This is a genomic window from Paenibacillus tuaregi, from assembly GCF_900086655.1.
GTDB classification, from domain to species: Bacteria; Bacillota; Bacilli; order Paenibacillales; family Paenibacillaceae; genus Fontibacillus; species Fontibacillus tuaregi.
Map to the genome: position 1 here is coordinate 3,112,919 of NZ_LT575476.1, position 21,391 is coordinate 3,134,309.

Consider the following 21,391-nt stretch of genomic DNA (forward strand, 5'->3'; position numbering starts at 1 on the left):
TATCGTCACTCCTTATTTGGGGTATTGAATTGATGATCGGACAGCTTGATTGCAAGCTGCAGGACGCCGTCGCGCAGGGTAACAGCCCCGCTTTCGAGTCGGGCCTCATCTCCTGCACTTAACAGCTCGTAACCGTTCCAATCCTTGTCAGAACTACGCTCCCACCATGACCAGGAGCCGTTCTGCTCAACCGGCGAATGATAACGGACCGCCAGCGGGAAGACAGGAGGCTTTTCTGCTTGGGCTGGAGTCTGTATTATCCGGCTGAGCAGTGGCCCAACGCGAAATGTGGTCTCCATGCTGCTAAGAGCTGGGTCAGTGAAGGCAGACGGGATCGTCACTTCCTTCACAGGCAGGATTCCGGTCGAGACATGAATAGCCGCCCTGGGATCAACCAGGAGACTGACGAAGGCTTCACTACCCGATTGAAACTTTAATTGTAAATAGTTCTTTGTTCCATTCGTTAGATCGGCTCCAATATGTCGAAGATAAGACTGCGGCTCATCTGATTCTTCCTCCTCTGGATCAGCCGAGCTGTTGAACGTGCTGTAATCGTCTTCCAAGAAATAACCAATAACCCCATCCTGCCTTGTCTCCAAATCGCCGAGCCGGACATCGAACGGGAAATCTACAAACTCAGGATCAGCCGTATCAAAGGTCGCAGTCCAGCTTGCATCCCTGATAGGCGGACCTTCCAGCTGCAGCTGCAGACACATCCGAACCAGAGCTAAAGGCCGGCCGATCAGAACGGTCAGATTCTGGTCATCCCGATTCCCTAGTGGGTCTACAGTCCAAAGTGTGGAATCAATGGCGCGGAGAAAAGCGTTGAAGTTCGCCTCCTCAGCAAGCTGTGGCGAGGTGATCATCTGATAAATGTGCGGGGCGAACCGGGCCACATCATCAAGCACCGCAACTTCATTGTGCGGCGGCGCCAACCATTCCCCGTTCCGTTTTCCCTGCCCTTCAACCAACAATCTGTATTCGCCAAGTGCGAGACCTTCCGGCGAATAGAGAAGCAGGCTGTGGTCAAGATGATTCGCGATGACCCATCCGCAGACCGGATTCGCTAACCCCAAGGAAGATCGTTCAGCAGCTGCGGCTGATTTGCTGCTTGACATGCCATCAACTAGCCGCGCGTTAAGACGGGCATGCTGCAGCAGTCTGGGCGGAAGCGATACGACGGAAGCAATCTGCTTGTTAATTTTGTTGTCCCCGCTCATCGCCTGATCTTTAAGAAGCGGAAAATTCTGCGCGTTATACAGCCCGGAACCTTTGCCCGAAGCTATGACCTGCAATACTCGTCCGAACTTGTCATAAAGCAGAAGTTCCTCGAAGTACATCTCCCCCTGCCTTGTACCATGAAATCCGGGCGTGGTTCCATTCGGGAGGAATGGAACATCATGAATCTGCCCGGAATACGGGCCGGGGAGCACCGACATATCCTCGTAGCCCATCAGCTGACCGGCCCCCACTTGGACCGGGCCAGTGCCGAGTATGTCCTTCGTGGTGGGACGCCGGAATGCACGTCCATCCCGCAGCGCAATCATATCCTGGAATCCGGTCAGCTCCTGGGCAAGATATTTCCATCCACTAACCGAGCCGATCTCATTATAAAGCTCCGTTAACTGATGATCGTCATCATAATGCTGAATAAAATCCTTAAGCTTGGAGCCGAATATAAGCTGAGCATGCGGACTAAGCAGGGAAATTCCTCCGATATCCCGGTTCTCCACTTGTGAAGTTTGAACGGCTGCCGGTGAATACTTATACTCACGTCCGTCAAATATCCAGTTCCTTGTCTGTCCGCTTAAATAAGGCACATGCGTATAATTGGCCTTCCATTCCATCAGCATCGGATTCCAGGGCTGACGCCACATAGCGGCCAGAGCAGGCAGCGTCCCCGTGTAATCCGAAGTGCTCCGCTTATTGATTACCGCCAACACATCGGCTTCTGAAATCCCGCAGGCAGCCGCCAAAGCCGCAGCCGATGCCGGGTCGAGGAAGACAAACTCTTCAAGCAGCTGAGGAACGACCGCAGGCAGCGCCCCCGTGCTCAGCTGAGGCACAGCCGAGCGGGCCGTGCGGCTGTCCACGGGCTTTCCCTTCACATGAAACCCGCTGATAATCTCCTCCGGGAGTCTGACAACAAGCGATTTGTCAGGATCAAAGGCTGGCGGCGGTTCCACACCTGACAGGACAACCACGGGGTTATTCGCCAGCCAGAACCTCGGTGCAGCCTTCGCAAGCAGCATCTTGCCGCTGCCAAGCCCTTTCTTCTTGGCAAAGAGCTGGATACCTTTCTGATAAGCTTCTTGAGCAGTTCCCATCTCACCGGTCAATGGTCCGGGCACCTTGGTGAGCAAGCCTGCTGCCTTTCGCAGCAGGGCAGCCGCCTGCCCTGCCTTGCTGTCCGGATTGGCTGGATCAAGCTCCTGATCGAGCTTGGCATTCGTGACTCCGGGAGGAGAGGAAGGCCACATGCTGTCTGGATCAAGGCCTCTCTTGAGCCATAGCCCATTCAGCTCCCATTGCAGCCGGTACAAGGCTTGAAGCGATTCATCGAGCTCCGCTTGATCTGCATTCAGTTGGCTAAGCCAAGCCGCCTCTTCCGGTGTCAGCTCCGCTTCTGTGCCTTCACCAGAGGCTGATTGAACGATAGCCCAATTGTATCCTCCAGATTTGGAACCGAACCAGGACCCATGAATCCGGTTCATTAAGAGCACATCTCCGTTCACTTCATTGAGCGCAGGGAGCATGTCATATTGCAGAGCTCTCAGGAGCGGGATTGTTCTCGTATCATAGCCCTTTGCGGCCAGCTGAACAGAGAGCAGAGCCGAGAAAGCATCTGCGGTTGTATTGCCAACGGCCACGTTAAGATTACCGGTCTCCCGGATCGCGTTCAGGGGATCGTCTTTCGGCGGCTCTCCGTCGCGGTCCCAGACAAGACTGAATACCATGCCCTCATAAAGACTGACTGAGCCCCTAGGCGAGGTCTGATCCCCACACCCTTTATACGTCCACTCCAATTGGTCCAATAAAGAGGCATATGCTTCATCGGAACTCGAGCCAGCTGATTCTTTCCAGGATGCCATGATGTCTTTGGCTGGGTCGGAATACCATCCAATAACCTGATAACTCAGAGTATCCTGGTTAATTCCCGCCAGATCGTCATAGAACGAGAATACACCTGCATTATGAGAAACATATGATGCGAATAAAGAGTTCCCTGGTGCCACAGCGGTCAGAAACATGGCATCCGCCGCCCGTTCACTCCAGCCTGAATCCAGAGGAAACGGAATCCCTATATTGGCTACCTGCGGCTTGTCCGCATCTGGAGTAAGTGAAATGCTGCTGCGGTAGGGGTCCGGGCTGCTCTGCCACATACGGATCAAATTAGAATCCGCCAGGTACATGCTCGTCTGCTCCGTCCCAACACCCTTCACATGAGCTGTGTAGGGACAGTCACTTTCGAGCACCCATGCTGCCGCTTTTCTCTGCTCCTGCCCGCTCAAGCGAACAATCAGCCAACGGTTCGGCACCAACGGATAGCTGATCCCTTCCCCCTGCCGCTGCACGCCATGCCTCAATGAACGGGGAAGTGTCCAGTGCAGGTACACACCTGCCTGCATTCCTCCGATATTGCGTTCTCCGGCCAAAGGTTCCGGACTATGGAATTTCTCCAGTGCCGTGTAGTCATACTGCCAGCGGCGGAACCCGTCTCTTGCCAACACACCTTTGTTGACAAGAAGCGCATCAAGCTCCACCGGCACGATAATTTCAGTCTCAGCCACGCCGGGATTCCTCCTTCATCTCTTGCGGTTGACAGATTAGCTTGACATACTCCGGCTCCTTCATCATAAGCAGCGCAAAATCAGCCGGTCCTAATGCATTAATCGGCCCCTTCATATAAGGCTGCAGTCCGGCCTTTAACATGCCGAGCAGTCCGTTCCCGGATTCCGGGGACAAATTCAGCACATGGCTGTCTGAACCCCTCATGCAGCAGGCTTTCTCTCCCTTCAGATCTCTTACCTGAAACAATGGCGCTTGCTCGAACTGCTGTCCAAGCTGCGGATCGCTATCATGCTGTGGAGAGAGCAGATTGCGAAGGGCAATACATCCGTCGTCATCCGTACCAAAGCCAAATCCCTCACGAGGCTCACTGATCTGGATGGATGCAGGTATTCCGCCAATCAAGCAGAGAAGCACACTCGCCGATAACCTTTCCATTCGCAGCAGCTTCATTGGAGACCCGTCTGTATGGAACGCCTGAACGACCAGATTCGGCCAGCCTGAGACCACAGCCGAGCGGAGCAGCATTCCGCTGATCCGTTCAGATGAAGAACCGTCAGCTGGCGTCCCGGCTTTATCAGCTGCGGAGCGGCCTGTGATTTCATAAGCAGCCCCATGAATCAGGTCCTGAGTCAAATCATGGAAGTTGGTGTGACGGCTGGACTCCAGACCGATGCTTAACGCCCCGTCCAGCATTGCGCTTATCCAATTGTTGTCTATATAAAAGAACCTCAGGGATTCAACCGGCAGCATCCGTTCGTCTGCTACAAGGTAATCGAAAGGAATTCCCTGAAGCAGCACAAGATCTGCAAGCCATTCGGCAACCGGCAGCAGGTCATTGCTGACCTGATCTTCAATCGCCTGCTTCGCTTCCGGCATTGCCATGAACTGCTGTATCGATTGTAACGGAACCATCTCCTGTAGCTCGGCAAGCTCCTCAGGTTCCAGCCCCCGTGTCAAACGCACACCTTCCGCAATATGACCGGCCAATTGATTGTCCAGCACTCCAAGCAAGGTATCCTGCAGTGTCTTGTCGTGCCGGGCAGTTGAGATTTGACTCCTGTCAAATAGGCTGCTCTTCAGCCGGTAATACTGCTTGTCACTCAGCCGGTGAACGCGTCTTCGGAAATCCAGAAGCTTAGCACCGAACACTTTATCTGAAAGAGCCATCGCCCGGCCGATCTCAAATGCGCTGGCCAAAGACATATCGAACACACCAAATGCCTCCTGATAAATGATGGCAGAGTCAGCCGTGAAGAAGGGAGATGGCTTCTCCAATATTTTCGGCAGCAGTGGTGTCAGAGGCCCCCTGTACCAGGCAAAGGTGTCCTCCCCTGATCTCGTCCGGTAAGGAAGCGGAACAAAGCCTTCCTGAATCCTTCGGGTCATCTCCTTCTCTTCCGAACTCCCGGCGGGACCGTCACCTTGCGGCTGTGGCAATCGCAGCCACATGTCACCCGGGGCCACCCCGGCAATGTGGTTCATCAGACCATGGAAGTCTTGCGAATGGTCGGGAAGAGTTTGAAAGCTCCAACTCGCCAGCGATAACAACGAGACGTAGTCATAGCCCGCAAAGTCTGCTTCGTCAGCCAACTTCCCCTCCCAGCCCTCCATAGAGACCAGGTGTACGATACTTCTTACAGGTCTGTCCGACTCAGGTGGAAGCATGGCAGGGAACCGATTCGAGCAAATGACCGATACCATATCCCCACTTCCCTCTTTCTGAACCGGGGAGCCTTGTGCGACTCCGCTGATCTGCCGGCAGTGGCTGAAGTATCGCAGCTCATCAAGCCTCGGTGCAATGTCCTGAAATACCCGCACAGGGAGCCGGATATAGGAGCAGGACTCCGCCAGGCTAACATCCGCTTCTTTTACGATGGCGGGCTTGAGAACACCCGCTTCTTCTTTAAGAAAATCCCCCACCGTTGCCGTTATGCTGAAATTGGGGGTAAGAGTGTTCTGCAGATGGACATCCACACCCGCTGTCAGCTCCTGCTCAGATAGAACAAGGAGAGCCAGCCAGGGAACCTTGGGGTCGTTCGAATCCGTGACGACATCGGTCCCCCCCTCGTTCCTGGTCTGTAATGCCTTGGTCCGCATTCGGCGTTCCCAAGGAAGATGGGGATCGCTCAGGACGATATGCGGCAGCACCTCCCCGTATCTTCCGCTGCTGCCATCCGGTGGATAGACAGAAGCAATGTGTGAGGGATCTAATGAGAACTGTGGGGCGCTAACCACAAAGGTCTGAACTGCTCCCAGTTGATCCGTATTCACAGCTTTATTCATGTGGGTCAGCTGGTGGGATACTTCGATTTTCCAGAGTCCTGCTTCAAGTCCAGGCGTGTAGTTATCATAGAATATGATCTGACCGTCCCCTGCAGCCTTCGTGTTAATCTCCGGCAATATCTTCCCCTCCTCTCAAGATTGCCTCATGGGCGGATCACTGAATGAATGTGCGGCTTCCGCAGCATACCGGTCAAGCGACCCGGACGGTCCATTGTACAGACCTGACGACCGCAGCGCTTGCAGCAGTGCATTCCTTGACAGAACGACCTCATCCTTCATTAACGCTGCCACTTGAGCAACCGTATCTACTGCAGCAGCCGGATTATAGGTGCCAGCCTCCACCGCATTCGGGGATAAGGGGTATCCTCCAGCAGCCACTTGTTCCCCGCCAAGCACCTCCAGATTCGCTGCACCCCGGGTGAATCCAAGCTGTGAGATCGGAGGCTGAACATCATATCCGACCAGCTGGTCTTTAAGCACCTTCGCCTCCGGCCTACCCGGCACCTGGGTAAATGGCTCGGGTGGAACAGCCCATAACGACTCAGGAACGTTCCGATAGCGCGGGACAAGCGACCATGCCCAGGTATCCATCGGTGCTCCCGAGTCCACATGGGTAACATTCAATGTATGAACCGACGAAATCCCCGTCAGATCCATTGGCCTTATAGAAATTGTTGGCTGATCTACGGCTCCGTTGTCTAATTCAGCATGATGCAGCGTTTCAACCGTGGTTTCGACTCTATTCTTGCCTGTGCGCAGTTCACTTGCTGGAATAGCTGATTGAGTGAAAAAGCGGAATTTTCCCGCTCGTACCACCCAAGTCTGTCCACTCTCTTCCCCGTCATTTTCCAGCGTTTTAAACAGCCCGTTTGCAATCGTGATCTTGCATATATCCTCTGGTTTGGGGAGCAGCTTCGTAAATTCATCCCACAACAGCGGGTCTTGCCTCTGATCGGCTCCTGATGAGCCGAAATGGACGGTGAACGAAACTACCGAGAGATTCACATGAACTTCCCCGCCTGTTGGCGGCCCCCACATATCAACGGTCGCCCCAAGTGAAATGGAAATCGTTTTGTGGCAGAACAACAGGTTCAGCCTGTAGCTTACGCCGATTCCAACATCAATGTGGGCAAGGAAGCTGAACGGGTGCCAGTTCACAAGCAGGTCCGCATGAGCAGTGAACCAGGCCTGCAGATCTCCATCGTGGAAGGTCGCTTCAAGTCCGCCCCCGGTCATGACACAAGAAGGAGTCAAGGCGAAATAAGCCCCGCCCTTGATGGATACCTTGTCGCTTACCGCCCAGTTAATCCCGAGTCTAGGCTCCTGAGGGTAGAACTCCGGCGGTTTAAAGGCTGGATGATACCCGCCCAGAGTCAACACGAATTGTCCAGCATGATCGTTCTCCCCGAACCAGAAATAAAATGCAAAACCTCCGGTTAAATGGCAATCGCGGGACAGTACATATGAAGAGCTGCCGAGTACAGCCGACAATCCGAAGAAGCCTTCATTCGGCTGAAGCACCGCCCTTAACTGCAATTCCAGATTCACATAAGTCTGCGAGTTTACTTCCGGTTGAGGCAGCTGCATGGAAGATAACCCGAGAAGCAGAAATTGGAGCTCGCGGCCGAAATCAACGATGAGCAGGGCCTTGGTTCTGACCAGTTCAAAAGATGTGAATTGAACACCCACCGCCAACCAGTATTCTCCTGGTTTAGGTGCTATCCAAGCTTTCTTCTCGCCGTTTGGAACAATAGGGGCGTTGCCTTGCAGAACATCCAGAATATGCATAGGGTCCCGGGGGGAATCACCCCGCCCCGGCTGGGAAGGCTCGGTAAGGGCAAGCAGCGGGAATCCCAACACCTCATCTTGGGCCGGAGCCTCAAGCATCCGGTTGAAGCCAAATCCACCCATAAGTCCGGTTACGAACAAAGCCGGAGGTCCACCTAAAGGCGCATCCAGCTCCGCAAAAATGAACAGCGATGGATCACCCGAGGTCATCTGGGCGTAGGACCCGATCGCCGCCAGGGCAAATCCCTCCGCTTTGACTACAGCCGTTCCATTGAACATAAACTTGACGTCCTCGGACAGCTGACTGCCTGGAACTCTCATTAGCGCCCCCGATATCTCAATTGGAGCCTGGTTATATTCGAGGCCAAGACCGCTGAGTCCGAACACAGGAGCAAACCGGGTCAATGGGGAAGAGATGGACAATCCATCCAAGGAGAAGCTCAAGGGGCCAAGAGCAATGGAGGCATCCAGGACAAAGGTCAATGAGCCTCCCTCGTATCTGACGCCGATCCTTTTAAACGTAAAGATGCCAAAGGTCCTCTGAATAGAGAACCAGCTGGTCGGATCAACAGCAGGGGCTAGGGTATCCCTTGTTTTAGCTGGAGCAGGATAATTACTGGTCTTTGAAATACTGGTTCCCGGGATGTCAGCAGCAAGGGGCTGAGTATGGGACACAGGTTTAGGTTTCTTGACCGATTGCCCGCTTAGCGGAAGCTGCAGCAGCGTGCTGTCCTCGCCAAGCTGAAGTGTTGCCTGCAAGCAGATTGGAGCACTTAGCTCCGCATCTTGGAGCTTCGGAAGTCTGGTTGTTCCGCTTTGTGTAACGAGCCCGTTTAACTGCTCCACAACTTGCTTGGATACAGCATGAGACACGTACCAGAAACCGAAGTCCCGGATCTGAAGCTGCTCCGCTTCCGGCAGCTTGCTGCCGACAAGCGGCAAATCCGCGAGCCGTACAGCCGTTGGGATGTCAAGACCGAACGCGAACACCCGGATCATTCCCGGCGAATTCAGCTCATTCAGTCCATTCAGAGGATTGAATTCATCCTGCTTATCCTGTTCATCTTGCTCGCTTTGGCCGTTCTGCTCCTTCTGACCACTCTGAAAGCCCTGAATTGAAGATGTGTCCGATATTCTCTTGGAAATAAATACGGCATTGCCGTAATGAGCTGATTCCGCTGTTAATACCAAATCACCACTTGACAGATCATAACGGAACGATGCACGGGCCAAGGCCAAATCCAGCCCTTCTGGAATAAGTTCAGCATCCAGCCCAAAAGCACGCGCGAGTGTATCGAGTCCAAGCGGCTTGGCCTGATCCCCGTCAGCATCATCATGCGGCTTCTTCGCCAGACTCCAGCTGGCCTGGATGACTTTGCTCATCTCCGTTGACATGAAATCAAGCTCAAATTCAGAATCTTCAACCCAGAAATAACCTTTAAACGTAACATCGGGGTTATCATTTTGATGAACGACGCTAACTTCCACTACGAGGTCAAAGTGGATTTCGGCAAGGGTTAACCCGCTTGAGCACATAAAACTGAAATCATGAGTTTTGGTGTTAAAGCTCAAATTCAGCCCTGTTAGGGTAAGCTCAGGAGCATGTGCCGGTAGAGAAACACTGAACAAGGACAGAATCTCACCTGTCAGCTTCGTAAGGGAAAGACCTTGTCCAATTGCTCTGCCGCCTATCCCTCCTGTCAAAGTCGCGCCAGCACCCGTCTCGTATTCCGCCATCACGTAGAGCGGAAGCTCTGCAACGGTAAACTTCCCCGTAATTTCACCACTGACCGCTTGGCTGGTCTTCGAAATATCCAAGCTGATTTCCGTAAACACAAGCTTCTTCTGGCCTATCTGAAAGCTCCAATCACTGTCTACCGTGACTTGGAAGCGGTAGCTCCCCTCTTTGATGTTCCCGAAGATTTTAAGATCAGAACATTGAATCTGAGGCAGCCATTTCAGGTCCCCAGCCGCATGCTCAATCATGCTGCCGATATCAATAACACCATCAGTTAATTCACACGTAAAGATCAGATCCGGCAGAAGAATGGATGCATCCAAAGTTCCTCCAGACAATACGGCAGTACACGCTACCGTGGTCTCCAGTGCCATTTCCTGGCCGGGTGCATAATCGAACGTAACCTGCATGCCCTTGAACACAAGGATATTGTCAAGAACGGCCCAGCCTCTGTCATTCTTATAGGATATGGTGGCGCTGGCGCTCAGCAGCTCGCGGTTGGCTGCGGAGAGGGTCAGAGCGACCTGCTCCAACTGAATATCATCCAAAGCGGGCAGCAAGCCAGGGACTTGTGTATCCAAGCTGCCGCTGCCTATCAGACTGGGGAGTTCACTCATTCGGATCGACGTCGGTCCTGAAAGGCGGCTTTCGACAGCCACAATATTCATCCGGCCGGAGTATTCGCGGATATACACGGGAATCACTAGCGGCTGCGCTCTGCCGATGTCTCTTTCAATATCTGCCTCAAGTTGAAGCAAGCACGCGGTGGTATAGGGATCACCAGGGCTGACCGGTTCCAGGATGACAGAGACTAGGTTAAGCTTGAATGGAAGCTTGAAACCTGCGATTTCAAGAGGTTTCTGCGGGACAGAAGCCAGCACAGCGGCCGTCTGATCTTGGAAATTGGCAATCTGCCCCGACAGTCCCCAGCTTTCTGCAGCAAGCAGCCATTCAAGTCCGCTCGCCTTCTTAGCTAAAGTTAACGCTGCCTCAAAGCCTATGCTTTGTGCCAGCCCTTTCTTCATCGTGTCAGAGATTGGCACATATCCATACACCTCGGGATAGCTGTCTGGAAATGCCGCTCCGCCCATCGAATCCAGTTGAATAACCGGCCCTGAATAATTGAACAGATCGAATACGCCGCCAGCTAACTGAGGGTACAGATCGGAAAGTTTCCAGCCAGGCTGGAATCCGGAGAGCCGTATGACCACCTGAACAGCTTCTTCAGCTGCGGTAAAAACAATCTCCCCCTGAAGTCCGCTAAATCCCGAGTAGGATTCGAGGACAGCACCTTGAACAGTAATAGATCTGTCCGTCTGTCCGCTGACCTTGGCTCCGCTTAAGCTGAACTTATCTGTACCAAAGCTGCGGCTGAGCATGGCCGTTACTGCCCTCGAGATCAGCTCTCCTCCGGAGATTTCAAACGGAGAGGTTTCCAGCGCATGCTGCACGAACTGCTTCAAGCTGGCAAAATCCATATTTTATCCCCCTTTTATGGACAGATGAAATCAATAATAACTGGCAGATGATCGCTGATCAGCCTGGCGCCAATTAACCGGTCATTCACCGTTAGAGCTGGCCCTACAGCCTGATTCGCCTGCAGACTCGGCGCAAGATGCGCCTTTTTCTTCGTGCGGGCAGCATAATAAGCGGCCACGCCGGATACATCGATATCCGAATTGTTAGCTACTCCGCCGGTCTGGACTATGTTTGCGGGTACGTCAATAACATCTCCGGCATCTACACCTCCGGTTCCAAAATTAATAGCAGCCGTGCTTGCAACCGTTCCGCCATACAAGAAGTTGTCAAAAGCGGCACCTTTTAGAGCATCGGTTGAAGCAGGAACCACACCTGCATTGTATTTCTTTAATATTGTTCCCTGAGTGGTCACCGCAGCTTTTAGCTGCTGCTGATTGATCGTGTTGGTTAAGGGGCCATTGCTAAAGGGAGGCGTGTAAGGAACCGCAGGCACAGGCGCTTCTGGGGGTGCGGGCAAAGCGGCCGGAGCAGCGGATCCCCCCTGCTCAAGGGTAGGCGTGAGTGCACGGTATGATGAATGGTTGGTCATCTGAATATTAGTACCGTTAGGGTCGTTCTCTAAGAAATCCATATTAAAATCACCGGTAAAAAATAGCTCTTCAACCCTGACAGCGTTGCCATCCACCTCAATGAAATGGCTGTGTGGCCCTCCGGCCAGCACCGCAACTGTGTCATCAAACATTTGACAAATATGCAGGAACATCAACTGGTTCACCTGCCCTTGTCCAAGAAAATTCCGTCCTGACCGGACGGCCGCATAATGGCAGCACACAATTGGGAGAAGGTATTCTCCGGCGGCAGTATGTACCATGAACATGGCCAGACATGGCATGCGGAACCCTCTTCCAAGAGAGTACCCGCTGCCTCCGTTTGGTCCATTTCCTTGGGCCTGTCCTCTGAAGCGGGCTGGGTTATTACGGCGCGGAGAAACAGCATATAAGTCCACTAGCGGAATCATAGGTCTGCCAGCTTGTACCGGATAAGCTGTAGTTGTCCAATCATTACTCGGCCACACCGTCCAGCTGTTCTTCTTAAGATTGGAGACCGGATAGTTAGCACTTCCGTCCTGCCCATTCCCGGCTACCAGTCCCACAGGCCGAATGGTATCCAGATCTTTTACAATGAAGCCGTAACGCTCTGAACCTGTGCTGTAGGAAAGGAAGAACCCCTTATAGTCATTCACACGGAGGGGATTAATGGCTACCGCCTCGTTATTAAGTGCGGCCGAGAGCAGAGACATAACACGATAGACCCGGGTGAGTCTGACTTCCACAATAATGACGATGTCGATGTCCTGGCTGACAATAGTTCGGGCGATTGCCGCGGCCATCCCTGGAACATTAATTTTAGTCCAGCTGAGTACTTCAATGTTCCAGTTCATGATGCGGAGATTGGGCATCCGGAGTATCCCTCCTATAGATTCAATTTTTAACAGATTGGCTGGATTATGCGTGTACAGTGGGGTAAGTGAAGACTAGCAGAATTAGTAGAGAAATGGGTCTAGCAGCGGATCACAATACGGTACGCAAGTTAATTTAAATGTTGGCGGCTGCATTCTAGATGAAGAGTAGTAAGAGGAAATGCATCAGTGTCTCATTGGATTTGGGGCATATAAATCCCTTAGAAGTAATCTAATGGTAATTATATCACCGGGGGTTAAAGAGTGTCGATTTGTTTATATGAAAATAACCCGATGCACATCATCTAATCATGTACATCGGGTTCATGTATTTCCGTTAATTAGGTACGTAAGGACGTACTATAAGCAGCGGCACCGAGCAGGTATACCCCTGATACTCCGCAATTAGCTGGGTCAGTCCCGGAGCCAGGCCGGTAACATTGCCCAAGGTATCAACCGAGGCAACTTCCGGATGCAGAGTGGTGAACTTAGTCTCCGCGGTAACCGGAACAACTGAACCGTCCTTAGTCTTAAAATAAGCATTTATATCAATGGTGTCATTCATAGTGAGAGAGTACTCATCTGAATCCAGAATTAAAGAGCCTTCGCTTCCCCCTGGATTCTCTGTTGATTCTTGGCCCCATTTGGAAAGCTCCAAATGCTCGGCATTGACCGTCCCGCTTAACACAGCAATACTCCCATCCGGCAGTTGCCTCGCTGCTGTATTCTTATCGGATGCAGGATAACCGGGAATCTCCTGACGAATGGTATCAAGGATAGTCCCCTTGGAATTTACCTTTAAGGTTACAAATGTCCCCGTATCTCTTACTTTTCCCTGGATCAAATAACCGTCCGAAGCGTACCTGAGATCATATAAGACGATGTTAGCCAGCTCAGGTGTGGTGTCCGCCAGTTTCTTGGACCATAAAGTCTGTCCCGATTCGTTAACCTTCCACAGACCAGACGCATTCAGCATCACATACCCGTCTCGTTCAGATGCCTGCACGATGTGAGTATAAGTCTGCATTCCCCAATCTTCCGTGTCCTTGATCCGCTTAAATTGTACCTTTCCTGAACGATCGTATTTAACTAATAATGGATATGACTTGGAAGACTCGAATTTACTTGTGCTGCCTACTGCCCAGAACCCTCCATCTGAAGCTTCCACCGCAGCGTAATACCGCTGGTCGTCACTGAATGGGACATTTTCATTATATGCTAGATAGTGTTCCCATAACTTTGCACCATTCTGGTCCGTCCTTAGGATGTAAGCTCGTGCGGTCCCCGAAACGTTGTAGGTGGATGACGTTGCGATAAAACCTCCGTCGCTTGTTCTCTTTACATGATTGACCGGGTTATCAAGCGAATTGCCGTACATTTGGCCCCACTCAACCTGGCCTGCAGAAGTTAGCTTAAGCAGGTAAGCGCGATAGACGAACTTGCCCCCGCTATCATCCTTGACAGCACCACCAATCATGTAACTGCCATCTTCTAATTGCTGTATATTATAAGCATGAAGCGCTTCTGTATCATATTTATCATCAAAATATTCATTCTCCCACTCCACCCGTCCTTCTTTATCCGTCTTGATCACGTGGAGTTTCGTAATATACCCGTCACGCGGCGTTGACTCTCCAAGAATAACCAAGCCCCCATCGGCTGTTGGCGCAATACTCCGAGGTTCATTGTAATTCGTGGGATTCCCATACAGCCGGGACCATTCCTTCTCAAGACCGGATAAGGGGGCCGCTGCGGAGCTAGTGTGAGACTGAGCTGTCCAGAGGCCAATCGCTGCCCAGAGAAAGATGAGCATTTTCATTTTTTTCCGTAAAATCATCATAGATCTGCATCACTCCTTTAAATTGGTGAAACATCATGAACATTGTCCCTGATACCCATCAGTTCTAACAGGTACAATCAGCTCAATCTGCCTATGAGGTTCGATGCATTTCTATGAATCATTTAAATCACATGGACTGCTGTACCTCCAGCTTCCGGGCCGCTCCTAGACGATAGAGCAGCAAAGTCGCGAGAATAGCAATGGCAACACCAGCTACTCCAAACCAGGTTATAGAAGACAGTGAAATCCGCTGAACCACTATTCCCCCAACCCCGGCTCCCGCCGCCATCGCAAGCTGCATCATTGACTGATTCAGTCCAAGCATAACTCCGGATGCTTCAGGAGCAAGCGTGGTTATATGATACTGCTGCGTAGGGCCCGTGGACCATGCCGCCAAGGACCAGAACAGCAATACAGCGAACACGGCCACCCAGGCATTTACGACAAAAGACAACAGCAGCAGCATGGCGATATGGAGAGTCATTCCCCCGAATAAAGTACGGTGAACGCCCCAGCGGTCTGTGCTGTACCCGCCAAGTTTCGAACCGATCATACTTGCAATACCGAAAATCAGCAGCGCCGCACTGATATAACTGTCGCCAAGTCCCGAAACTTTAAGCAGGTACGGAGACAGATATGTGTAGGCAATCGAATATCCGCCCAGCCAGAAAAATGTAATCGACAAACCAAGCGCAATTTCCGGCCGTTTGAGCAAAGCCAATTGTTCCCGAAGCGGGATAGGCTTATCGCCTTGAAGCTGTGGAATGGTCAGTCTAAGAATAAGTATGGCCGCAATGGAGAGCAGTGCAATTCCAGCAAAAATGGACTTCCAGCCAAGCACATCCGCTATCATCCGGCCAAGCGGAACACCGATAATCAAGGATGCGGTGAAACCTGTGATTACCGAAGCAATGGAACTCGCCTTTTTGCCTTCCGGGGTAAGTTTGGCTGCGATATTAAGCGCTGTCACCACAACCACACCAGCACCAAGCGCCATAATCATTCTAGCCGCAACAAACAAGCCGTATCCAGGCAGCACAAATGCTAAAAGATTGGCTGCGGCGAACAAGCCCAAACCTCCCAGCAATAGCCTGCGCCGGTCCATCTTGGCCGTCAAAGCCATGGTAATCGGTGTAAAGATTCCATAAACAAGAGAGAAGGCGGTAATTAACTGACCTGCCGCAGCTATGGAAACCCCGAAGGATACTGCTACCTTATCAAGAATTCCGGATATTATATATTCAGAGGTCCCCACCAAGAAGGAGACTAGAGCCAAAATATATACTTTCCAGCGAAAAGACATGTTTTCAATCACTCCTGTAATTAATTTATGTTTTAGATCTATATAAAGATAATTCGCGAATTACCGATATGATTAAGTGAAAAAACTGCATAAAATGATAAACTGAATAATAAGCAGAACGATATACAGATAAATCGCGAATTATCGAATTGTTTACGGGAAGAAAAACTGAATTCTTAAACAGAAATTCAGTCTTTCATAAACTACATTTCAGTTTCAATGAATTGAGCCAGACTCCGCAAAGCCTCCTCATTTCTTTGGTAATACGTATACTTGCCAATTCGTTTGGTTGTAATAAGCCCCGCTCTTTGCAGAATGGATAAATACTGGGATGCCGTGGACTGGGTCATATTCAACTTATCGGTAATTTGGCTTACGCATACCCCTGTCTCGGTCATATCAATCCCTTCATGAGGTGTAAAATAAACGTCTGGCTCTTTCAACCATTGCAAAATCTGTATTCTCGACTCATTCGACAATGCTTTAAATACTTCAATGGGTTTCATACTGTTTATTATATTGATAATTTACGATATGTCAATGGATGAACTTGAAATCGCCGCTCTTCTTGTCAGAACACGATTCAGCCTCTCGGACAGCAGGAGCATGGCCGCGGCAGAAACCGCAATATAGAATGGAAATAGACTGATCGATATAGATGAAGCAAGGAAACCAAGAAGTGGCGGCATCAGCGTGCTGCCCGTGTAGGCCACAGCCATTTGATAGCCCATGATGGTCTGAGCGTGTTTCTTACCGAAACGCACTGGTGTCTCATGCAGCATGCATGGATATATGGGTGCCAAGCCAAGGCCTGTGATCAGCAGCCCCGCAAGAGAAAAACCGGCTGGCAGAGGAAGAACGAGCAGAACGGCTCCTGCAAGAGCCAGCAGCTGCCCTCCCCGAATTAACGTCCGGTTGCTGAGCTTAAATGTGATAAAGCCGGTAATAAATCTCCCAACGGTAATCCCGCCATAATAGAACGAAACCCACTGAGCCGCAGTTGCGGCTGGAAGCCCCTTCATGCTCACAAGGAAGCTGCTTCCCCACAATCCGACCGTTGCTTCCACACCGCAATAGAATAAGAAGGAGAACAAGGCAAGCTTAACCCCTTTGATCCCCAAAGGTCTAGCTGATTGGGCCGCTTCCTCAAGATGACCAGAACCCAGGATTTCTGGTTCCTCCTGTTGGCTTCTCTGGCTGATCTTCGCCACTTTATCCCACAAAGGAAGTGTCAGGAACAGAATAACCACCAGGCCAAACTGAATTCCGGCTACAGTAAGGTAACCTTGTCTCCAGGCGTTCCCGCCCGAAATGAAGTGCCCCATAATGAGGGGGCTAAGTGTAGCCCCAACTCCCCAGAAACAGTGCAGCCAGCTCATGTGATGAGCTTTGTAATGCGCCGCTACATAATGGTTCAATCCCGCATCTACAGATCCCGCCCCAAGACCAAGTGGGATTGCGAACAAGATCAGCCATATTAATGAAGGGGACACTGCATAACCAAGCAGAGCCCCAGCGGTCATTATACAGCTGATCAGAGTTACTTTTCCGGTCCCAAACCGGTTCAGCATCCTGCCGCTGGCCAAGCTGGATACAATCGTGCCCGCCGCGACGATCATAAATAACATGCCGGCTGTACTCAGCGGGGCATGGAATTCCGGCTGCATGACCGGCCATGCCGAGCCGAGCAATGAATCCGGCAAGCCTAGACTTATAAATGCCAAATAAATAATGATTAGAAAAAATGTTGCCATCTGCGCTATCCCCCAATGTTATAGTAACGGCGATTCTCCTGCTCCAGAAATCATAAGCTCGAGTCCAAGATACTGCAGGCCATCCAAGTAGTCCTTCTTCAGATTGCCTAGGCTCAGCTTCGGCAAATGCTCACCCGGTATATAGTCCGCACTTCTGTTCGTGATCCGCTCCAATGAGGATATCTCTACCTCATCACGACTGAATATGATCGTGTGCGGATTAATGATTGCGGTGAAGGCAGCTACCAAGCGGCTGATTGCGTCAACCTGGGCATCGGTAAGCAGGCTACTGGCCTTATCCCGCCCCTGTCTGCTTAATGCCTGCCCAAAGTTAAGATGTTCATATTGGGGAAGGAATGAAACCTCCCCGGTGAAGAAGCTCTTCCCCCGCACCACATCGCCATTGATGAGGAGGCCGGCACCCGGTCCATTTTGACCAAAACATATATAAACCAGCAAAGAATTTCCGGCAGCTCCGTTCCTGCTGTAACCAAGTACGGCCGCATTCATGTCATTCTCAACGACAACAGGGATGGCAAACCTTGATTCAAGGTGCAGCTTTAAATTAAGATCACGAAAGTGCTCATAACCTGGTATGTAAATAATCCTGCCGTTATTAACCGCACCCGGTACTCCAATCGCTATTGAACTAATCTTGGGATATTTCGCTATCATCCCTGCAATTTGCTGAGTTAAATGCTCAGCATCAGACTCCAAAGCGCCTGCTGTAGTACCTTCGTCTTTAATCTCGCCCAGACAATTGAAGATAACATAATTGGTCTCCGTCTTCTCCATAAATATGGCAAGACCCAGCATATAATCCGCATGATAGGCGTATCGCTTGGCTCTTCGGCCGCCGCTGGAATCGTCGTATCCTACAGCAATCAGTTCCCCCCTCTTCTGCAGTTGAGCCAGAAATTTACTTGCCGTAGGAAAGCTGATTCCCAAGTGTTGGCAGAGTTCTGCCTTTGTTGCGCTGCCCAGTTCTAGAAGAGCCGACCGGATGCCGCGGACAATGACAGTTCTCAGTTCTTTAGGCGCAGTAATTTGTTTGTGGTTTATGTGAAATCACCTCGTTCCCGACCTTATTAAACGTGTTTAATAAGTCACTGAGAGAATATCAGACTTTTACCAATTACGCAATATAAATTGGCCGAATCCAACTGATGCCGAATGGTTGCATAGTACTGTCAGCTTTCAGCCATAATACCTCAGGGCAACCCATATGGACAAATTAGGAGGTTATACACATGAATCACTTTTCCCAAAGCCAGCAAATTAACCAAATTATCCATCAACTGACCCAACAAACCCATCAAGCTTCTCTTGCCTATCAACAACTGCTTAAACAGGAGCAGAACAACGCCATGCAGTTGGAGCAAATCGCTCAGCGTGAGCATCAAGCGGCACAAATGATTCAGAATGCCCTTCAAGGCCATCAGACTGCATTGCAGCAGCTTCAGCAGATCTCCAACTTGGCACAGCAAATGGCCAACTCCATGTCCCAACCTGTATCTAGCTTCATGGATAACCAGAACAACTCCATGGGTTTCCCTAACCTGCACCGTCAATAATCCAAACAAAGACAGAAGTGCCCCACCGAGCCAAGCTCCCTTGGCAGATGGGGCACTCCTTTTAATGTATATTGGCCTTCTAAGAATTCATACTGCTGTCCTTTCTAAATAGCAGCCTTCTGAATGATGTGTTCTTGACCACAAGAAATAGCACCATATATCCGGCTCCCCCTCCAAGGGTATTCGCAAGAAGATCATTAATATCAGTGCTTCTGTAGCTTCCCAATGCCTGTCCAACAATAAACTGGATAACTTCAATTGACAAGCTTAGGAGTAAGGACGCCTTGACCATACCTCTCCAGCTTCCCAATCTCCCTGCGGCCAGCGGGGCCAGAACCCCGAAAGGTATAAAGAGAATTATATTTAGAACAAAGGACTTGATATCGATGGTGAGGACAGGAATCCAATTTATAGAGCTATACCAAGGATTTTGTGATGCATATCGCCCTATATTTACATCGATTGGGAAGAATACAAAATAAGCTGCACCTGTTAAATACAAACTTAGGCAGGTAGAGAACAACAGCTGCCTCCAAGACTTTAGATTTGCGGCAGAAAATCTGTATTTCAATAAAAGTACAGCAAGTAGAACTCCGAATAAGAGGATGAGCGCAGGGAACGGTCCGATCGTAAACCGGATATCGAGATCACTCATCTGCCCGGAATATCAATCCGGACTTCCAGCCCGCGAACCAGCTGGTCTTGACTCACTTCATCCGGCGAATCTCCATTACTATTATATGGCTTCAAAACAAGATATTTTGTATTCATGCTTACCGTAGCATAATGAGCCGTATTCTCAAAGGTGTTCCCCTTAATTTCCCCTTGCCCACTCAAACGGTCAAGCAGGTGTCCCTGATCATCATAAACGGCGATATTGGTGTGGATCAGTTCGTCTTGCCCCTTCTCCGTTAAAGGGGCTTCCCCTAACTTCTCCAGTGAATAAGTCAATGTGCTGGTAACAGGTGTTACCTCAATCTGTTTCACTTTAAATTTCAGTTCACCCGCTGTCTTGATGACACCCGGCTGTAGATGAACTGTGCTATCCGTCGTTTTGGTGAATGGCACATCCAATTCAAAAGTATGATCCAACCCAGCGAGCTTCACTTCCACCCGGGCTGCAAAAGTATCCGGCACCGACTGTGTATTGCCGGAAGCTTGGGTTAACGTCTGCTCATATATTATCGTATCGGGATGATCCTTGCCCCCTCCCCAATATTGACCGAAGCCCTGATTAAGGGATTCGCCTGTATTGCGGCCATCCATGGTACTCACCTGGAATCGGATATCCTCTATAGCATTGCTCAGTTTAACCTTCTTCTTGCCTGTATCATACATCCCATCCTTCAAGTTCGGGGCGGAGATATGAAGGGCATAAACAGCACGCCTTCCATCGTACACCGTTTCCGACACCTGAAGCTTCACATCCTGATAAGCGATATGGCTGTCCACTGCTTGGGTAAGACCTTCTTGTGCCGCGTTCCTTAAGCCCCAATCGGTTTCAAGCGAGCTGAACAAGCTGCCGATCACAGGAATCTGGCGGATCGAGTCTGCCATAACAGGTGAGACAAATCCAGAGCCAAATATGCTGATTCCGAGAAGCGCAGCGGCAGCCGGAACCCAAACTCTCCGCTTCTTCCATCCTCGCTTAGTCTCTGCCGTGGGCTCCGTGATCTTCGCTGGAAGGGCCGCATACGCATCCTCCAATCTTCCTCTCACGTAGCTGGAAATTGGCGGCTCATTGTATTTCTCGGCTTTTAATTGTTTATCTATCTCAAAGTGATTCATATTTCATACTCCCTTCCTCCGAGCAGGTTAATTCCTCCATCAATAATTTTCTGGCGCGGTAGAGCCTGGTCTTGACCGCACCTTCTGTAATTTGCAGTGTATCCGCAACCTGCTTCAGGGGCATGTCCTGGAAATAATACAGCACAGTTACAATCCTCAGCTGCTCTTCCAGCTTATCGACCAACATCCGCATCTCAACGGAATCTGAAGCATGAGGCGCAGCTGTGGCCTCCGGCAGCTTATCCATAATTACACTGCGGCTTCTCTTCTTTAGTATGTTGCTGCACTCGTTAATAAGAATCCGGTAAACCCAGGTCTGGAAGAATTCCGGTTCACGTAGTGTATCCAAGGATTTATAAGCCTTCATGATTGTCTCCTGGAGCGCATCCGCAATATCCTCTTCTTTCTTGACCATGGCTCGTGCAGTACCGTAAAGCCCGGACTCGATCTGCCGGAAAAGGCCGATGAAAGCATCCCGGTCTCCTTGCTGTGCCAGCTTGATTTCCTTGGTGATATCCATACCGATCCTTTCCTCCTCCCTCTATTCTGTGATGTTGTATATGGATTAGACCGCCCAGGTATCAGTTTGGTCA

At 50.7% G+C, this 21,391-nt stretch carries 13 protein-coding genes; 1 reads left to right on the plus strand and 12 read right to left on the minus strand.

Features of this window, described 5'->3' with window-relative positions; genetic code table 11:
* Nucleotides 1-5: 5 nt before the first annotated feature.
* From BN6628_RS14000 to BN6628_RS14040, 9 genes are all read right to left on the minus strand, one after another.
* A complete protein-coding gene (locus tag BN6628_RS14000; protein ID WP_068618418.1) occupies nucleotides 6-3,791 on the minus strand; it encodes a hypothetical protein in 3,786 nt (1,261 codons plus the stop codon).
* On the minus strand, nucleotides 3,784-6,192 hold the full coding sequence (locus tag BN6628_RS14005; RefSeq protein WP_068618420.1) for a hypothetical protein: 2,409 nt from the start codon (nucleotides 6,190-6,192) through the stop codon (nucleotides 3,784-3,786). The genes BN6628_RS14000 and BN6628_RS14005 overlap by 8 nt, the downstream gene beginning before the upstream one ends.
* Before the next feature lie 15 nt (nucleotides 6,193-6,207).
* The gene (locus BN6628_RS14010; RefSeq protein WP_068618421.1) at nucleotides 6,208-11,079 is read right to left on the minus strand and encodes a DUF6603 domain-containing protein; all 4,872 of its coding nucleotides are present in this window, start codon (nucleotides 11,077-11,079) and stop codon (nucleotides 6,208-6,210) included.
* A gap of 14 nt (nucleotides 11,080-11,093) precedes the next feature.
* On the minus strand, nucleotides 11,094-12,539 hold the full coding sequence (locus BN6628_RS14015) for an exonuclease/endonuclease/phosphatase family protein (protein ID WP_068618423.1): 1,446 nt from the start codon (nucleotides 12,537-12,539) through the stop codon (nucleotides 11,094-11,096).
* A 337-nt stretch (nucleotides 12,540-12,876) separates the two neighbouring features.
* Complete coding sequence (locus BN6628_RS14020; RefSeq protein ID WP_068618424.1) at nucleotides 12,877-14,379, minus strand: hypothetical protein; 1,503 nt, start codon at nucleotides 14,377-14,379, stop codon at nucleotides 12,877-12,879.
* A 127-nt stretch (nucleotides 14,380-14,506) separates the two neighbouring features.
* On the minus strand, nucleotides 14,507-15,682 hold the full coding sequence (locus BN6628_RS14025) for an MFS transporter (RefSeq protein ID WP_068618426.1): 1,176 nt from the start codon (nucleotides 15,680-15,682) through the stop codon (nucleotides 14,507-14,509).
* Between the two features lie 203 nt (nucleotides 15,683-15,885).
* Nucleotides 15,886-16,188, minus strand: coding sequence for an ArsR/SmtB family transcription factor (locus tag BN6628_RS25935; protein ID WP_068618428.1), 303 nt, complete (start codon nucleotides 16,186-16,188; stop codon nucleotides 15,886-15,888).
* A gap of 21 nt (nucleotides 16,189-16,209) precedes the next feature.
* Nucleotides 16,210-17,436: an MFS transporter gene (locus BN6628_RS14035; RefSeq protein WP_068618431.1), complete on the minus strand. Its 1,227-nt coding sequence runs from the start codon at nucleotides 17,434-17,436 to the stop codon at nucleotides 16,210-16,212.
* An 18-nt stretch (nucleotides 17,437-17,454) separates the two neighbouring features.
* Nucleotides 17,455-18,498 carry an ROK family transcriptional regulator gene (locus BN6628_RS14040; RefSeq protein ID WP_392397663.1) on the minus strand — a complete coding sequence of 348 codons (1,044 nt, stop codon included), beginning with the start codon at nucleotides 18,496-18,498 and terminating at the stop codon, nucleotides 17,455-17,457.
* Nucleotides 18,499-18,686: 188 nt separating this feature from the next.
* Here BN6628_RS14040 and BN6628_RS14045 point away from each other — a divergent pair, with 188 nt between their 5' ends.
* Nucleotides 18,687-19,010 (plus strand): hypothetical protein, encoded by a 324-nt coding sequence (locus BN6628_RS14045; RefSeq protein ID WP_068618434.1) that lies wholly within the window; start codon nucleotides 18,687-18,689, stop codon nucleotides 19,008-19,010.
* Between the two features lie 79 nt (nucleotides 19,011-19,089).
* Here BN6628_RS14045 and BN6628_RS14050 read toward each other — a convergent pair whose 3' ends face one another.
* From BN6628_RS14050 to BN6628_RS14060, 3 genes are read right to left on the minus strand one after another with little or no spacing between them, the layout of a single operon-like run.
* Nucleotides 19,090-19,665, minus strand: a complete 576-nt coding sequence (locus BN6628_RS14050) for a VanZ family protein (RefSeq protein ID WP_068618436.1) — start codon at nucleotides 19,663-19,665, stop codon at nucleotides 19,090-19,092.
* Nucleotides 19,662-20,798: a DUF4179 domain-containing protein gene (locus tag BN6628_RS14055; protein ID WP_068618438.1), complete on the minus strand. Its 1,137-nt coding sequence runs from the start codon at nucleotides 20,796-20,798 to the stop codon at nucleotides 19,662-19,664. Before BN6628_RS14055 ends, BN6628_RS14050 begins: the two co-directional genes overlap by 4 nt.
* A complete protein-coding gene (locus tag BN6628_RS14060) occupies nucleotides 20,785-21,318 on the minus strand; it encodes an RNA polymerase sigma factor (RefSeq protein ID WP_068618440.1) in 534 nt (177 codons plus the stop codon). The genes BN6628_RS14055 and BN6628_RS14060 overlap by 14 nt, the downstream gene beginning before the upstream one ends.
* Nucleotides 21,319-21,391: the final 73 nt, after the last annotated feature.

Excerpts from the sequence above, each read along its gene's own strand:
- BN6628_RS14035 (WP_068618431.1), bottom strand. The coding sequence starts at position 17,436 with ATGGCAACATTTTTTCTAATCATTATTTATTTGGCATTTATAAGTCTA.
- BN6628_RS25935 (WP_068618428.1), bottom strand. The coding sequence starts at position 16,188 with ATGAAACCCATTGAAGTATTTAAAGCATTGTCGAATGAGTCGAGAATA.
- BN6628_RS14015 (WP_068618423.1), bottom strand. The coding sequence starts at position 12,539 with ATGCCCAATCTCCGCATCATGAACTGGAACATTGAAGTACTCAGCTGG.
- BN6628_RS14060 (WP_068618440.1), bottom strand. The coding sequence starts at position 21,318 with ATGGATATCACCAAGGAAATCAAGCTGGCACAGCAAGGAGACCGGGAT.
- BN6628_RS14055 (WP_068618438.1), bottom strand. The coding sequence starts at position 20,798 with ATGAATCACTTTGAGATAGATAAACAATTAAAAGCCGAGAAATACAAT.
- BN6628_RS14020 (WP_068618424.1), bottom strand. The coding sequence starts at position 14,379 with ATGATGATTTTACGGAAAAAAATGAAAATGCTCATCTTTCTCTGGGCA.
- BN6628_RS14025 (WP_068618426.1), bottom strand. The coding sequence starts at position 15,682 with ATGTCTTTTCGCTGGAAAGTATATATTTTGGCTCTAGTCTCCTTCTTG.
- BN6628_RS14045 (WP_068618434.1), top strand. The coding sequence starts at position 18,687 with ATGAATCACTTTTCCCAAAGCCAGCAAATTAACCAAATTATCCATCAA.
- BN6628_RS14010 (WP_068618421.1), bottom strand. The coding sequence starts at position 11,079 with ATGGATTTTGCCAGCTTGAAGCAGTTCGTGCAGCATGCGCTGGAAACC.
- BN6628_RS14050 (WP_068618436.1), bottom strand. The coding sequence starts at position 19,665 with ATGAGTGATCTCGATATCCGGTTTACGATCGGACCGTTCCCTGCGCTC.